We start from the raw sequence: 3,184 nt of genomic DNA on the forward strand, positions 1-3,184 counted from the left end.
GCCGTCGAGCGGCCAGCGCGGCGATGCCCCCGCCGATCGCCCCGAACAGATGCGCCTGCCACGACACCCCGGTGCCGGCGCCGAAGATGCCGGTGAGCACGGTCGTGCCGTACAGCACGACGACGATCAGCGCGATCGCCGCGTAGGCGATGCGGTGCACGACACGTCCTGGTGCGAGCACCCGCAGCACGGTGTACCCGAAGTACCCGAACACGAGCACGGACGCGCCGACGGTGAGGGTCCCGGGGGCGTTCAGCAGCCAGGTTCCGGCGCCGCCCACCACGGTGATGATGCCGGTCACCGCCCAGAAGCGCTTCGCACCCTCCACCGCCACCAGACAGCCGAGCACGAGCAGGGGCAGCGAGTTGCTGATCAGATGCGCCCAGCCGGCGTGCAGCAGCGGGCCGAGCACGAGGCCGGGAAGGCTGCTGGGGTCCCACGAGCGCAGTCCCCAGCCGGTGAACGACCCCGGCAGCACGGCGTCGAGCAGCTGGATCGCCCACATCAGGGCGAGCAGCGCCACCGGCGCGAGGAAGCGGCCGGCTGACGAGGAGCGCGGGGCGGGTGCGGCGGGGGCGGTCACAGGTCGATCCTCGCAGGGCATCCGGTGAGAGAGCCGAGGGTCCGGCGCGACGCAGGGTGTCCGCTCGGGGGAAGACGGGACCGAGGCGCACGTCGTGAGGCACCCGCTCGGGAGAAGAAAAAGACCCTCCGCGCACCCGACAGAGCCCGGTTGCCCTTGCTACGTTTCCGTCCTGGGGGAATTGGCCTGGATGCCGTCACGCGGAGAGCCGTTGACGAGTCTACCCGAACGCGGAGGGTCGCTCGAACAGCACGCCCGTATGCCAGGCTCAAATCGATGGACTCCCTTCTTTCACGGCCGCTCGCGCACTGGCGGTTCGACGGCGAGCTGCGGACGTATCAGGCCGAGGCCCTACGGAGCATCCCCGCCGGGCCGGCGAGTTCGGCGATGCACATCGTCGCCCCTCCCGGCTCGGGCAAGACTCTGCTCGGTCTGCTGCTCGCCGTCCGCGCGGGGCGCAGGGCGCTCGTGCTCGCTCCCAGCGTGACGATCCGCGATCAGTGGGTGCGCACCGCGCGCGATCTCGCGCACGATGGCGGTGCCGTCTCAGACGATCCCGCCGAGCTGAGCGACCTGACGGTGCTGACCTACCAGCGGCTGAGCGTCGCCGGCGACAGCTCGCCCTTCGACGAGCTGGCCGCACGGCAGTGGCTGGACGAGCTCACCGCATCCGGGCGCACCGCGTCCGATGCGGCGACCTGGCTCGCGACGCTGTCGGTCGACAACCCGGCGCAGCACGCCCGTGGCATCCGCAGTCGCGCCTCGGCGCTGCGGCGCCGCTTCAGCCGGGCCAGGCCGGACGAGATCGCGCGTGTGCTGCATCCGAACGCGCTCGCCCTCATCGACCGGGTGATCGAGGCGGGCGTCGACACGGTGGTGCTCGACGAATGCCATCATCTGCTCGATCACTGGGCGCTGGTCGTCGCGTACCTGCGGGCACGCATCCGCGCGAACGGGGGCACCGGCCTGCTGATCGGACTGACCGCCACGCTGCCCTCACCCGACGACGGCACCGGGTTCGACAACTACAGCCAATTGCTCGGCGAGGTCGACTACGAGGTGCCGACTCCTGCGGTCGTGAAGGAGGGCCACCTCGCTCCCTACCGCGCGCGGGTCTGGTTCACCGAACCCGTGCCCCAAGAGGCCGACTTCATCCGCCGGAGCGAGGCGCAGCTGCACGAGCTGGTCGCTCAGGTGCTCTCCTCGCCCGACGGGGTCGGCTTCCTCATCGACCAGCTTCAGCCGACGCTCGATGAGCCCGACGCGGCAGGCGACTCCGCACCGTCGCCCGAGGAGCGGGCCCGCCGCGACATCGATCGTGCGCTGAGCACGGACTTCCCCCTGGCCGTCACCTGCGGGTCCGTGCTGCGGGTGACCGCGCCTGAGCATCCGCTCGTCGCGCTGCTCGACCCCGACCTGTTCGGGCGAGCGAACACCGACGACCTGCTGCAGGTGCTCGCCAGGTTCGCCCTCGACCGCCTGCTGGCCGATCCCGACGCGCACCCGCAGTGGCGCTTCCTGAAGAGGGCGCTGGCGGATTTCGGGCTGCATCTCACCGACCGCGGGCTGCGGCGCGGGCGCAGCCCGGTCGAGTCGACGCTGGCGACCTCCGTCGCGAAAGACCACGCCGCCGTCGAGATCCTCCGCCACGAGCTGGGCACCGCGGACGGCGATCGGGTGCGAGCGGTCGTGGTCACGGACGTCGTGGAGTCGGGCAACTCCCGCGGGCTCACCGGCGATGCGGCACCCGGTGCGCTGCGCGTCTTCGAGCTGCTCGCCGCCGACCCGATCACTGCTGCGCTGTCGCCCGTGCTGCTCACGGGAGAGCACCTGCGCACCACCGCGGGCGCCGCGCAGGATGTCGCCGACGCACTCAGTCGCCTCCTCGGCACCGCGGTCGACGTCGGCGAGACACCGGGTGCGACGCGACGGCTGCAGGCGACGGGCGTGAGCGGGTCGGGCCTGGTCGCGGCGGTCTCGCGTCTCGTCGCCGAGGGCCGCGTGCGTCTGCTCATCGGCACGCGGGGGCTTCTCGGTGAGGGGTGGGACTGCCCGGCCGTGAACACCCTGGTCGATCTGACCACCGTCGCCACCAGCACCGCCACCCAGCAGCTGCGGGGGCGCACCCTGCGTCTGGATCCCGCCTGGCCCGACAAGGTGGCGCACAACTGGTCGGTCGTCTGTCTCGTCCCGCCCCAGGTCCTGCTCGACGACCGCGGCGAGATCGATCGGCTCACCCGGCGCCACGGCCACCTGTGGGGGCTCAGCGCCGACGACCACTCCGAGATCGTCTCCGGCCTCGGCACCGCCCTCGCGGCACCCGAACGCGAGATGCTCGACCGGATCGTCGCCAAGGACCTCCGGACGGATATCGGCGCGCTGAACACCGCGGTGCTCGCGACCGAACGCTCCCGAGCGCAGACCCGGGCGGACTGGCGCATCGGCGAGGCGCTGCCGGCCCGGGAGCGAGAGGCGGTGGCCGTGCGCGGCTCCCGGCGCAGCGGGATCATCCAGGTGATCCCGGCGCTGACCGCCGGCGCCTTCCGCACCTTCGCGCTGTCGACGCTGGCGACCGGCGCGGCACTGGCCCTGGCCTCGGGC

Annotated in this window: 2 protein-coding genes and 1 other RNA gene; 1 reads left to right on the top strand and 2 read right to left on the bottom strand. The window is 72.3% G+C overall.

Annotated elements, in window-relative coordinates:
- Both RT309_RS14440 and ffs read right to left on the bottom strand, forming a co-directional pair.
- Positions 1–583 (bottom strand): rhomboid family intramembrane serine protease (locus RT309_RS14440; protein ID WP_313358155.1); only part of this gene is annotated, 583 nt, incomplete at its 3' end.
- A gap of 116 nt (positions 584–699) precedes the next feature.
- Positions 700–796, bottom strand: an RNA gene (gene ffs / locus RT309_RS14445) — signal recognition particle sRNA small type.
- Between the two features lie 63 nt (positions 797–859).
- On the opposite strand from ffs, the gene RT309_RS14450 reads away from it, so the two are divergent.
- On the top strand, positions 860–3,184 hold a 2,325-nt coding region (locus RT309_RS14450), incomplete at its 3' end, for a DEAD/DEAH box helicase family protein (RefSeq protein ID WP_313358157.1).

It is taken from the genome of Microbacterium sp., from assembly GCF_032084865.1.
Lineage (GTDB): Bacteria > Actinomycetota > Actinomycetes > Actinomycetales > Microbacteriaceae > Microbacterium.